A 263-nucleotide genomic window follows, 5' to 3' on the forward strand; every position below is an offset into this window, starting at 1 on the left:
GGACTGATCCTGATTGCCAGTATGTTACAGAGAAGAATGTGGAGCACCTGTTGAAAGAGGATGCTTGGAAATTCTTACTGACCCGTGCAGCAAATGAGACTTCTTATGACAGCCTGTATAGACAATTAGGGAAAATTATTCCCATGCAAGATTTTGGAAATTATCGGCCACATTTCCACAAGTGGGAAGGTAACACCACGTGGAAGCACAGTGAGCTAAATCATCGTGCCAAAATCTTAATCGCCAACCGAGTTAAATGCGGG

1 protein-coding gene is annotated in these 263 nt (G+C 43.7%); it reads left to right on the top strand.

From position 1 onward, the window contains the following. On the top strand, positions 1-263 hold a 263-nt coding region (locus Y882_RS20620), incomplete at both ends, for a hypothetical protein (protein WP_211259233.1).

Source organism: Dyella japonica DSM 16301, assembly GCF_001010355.1.
In the GTDB taxonomy this organism is placed as follows: domain Bacteria; phylum Pseudomonadota; class Gammaproteobacteria; order Xanthomonadales; family Rhodanobacteraceae; genus Dyella; species Dyella japonica.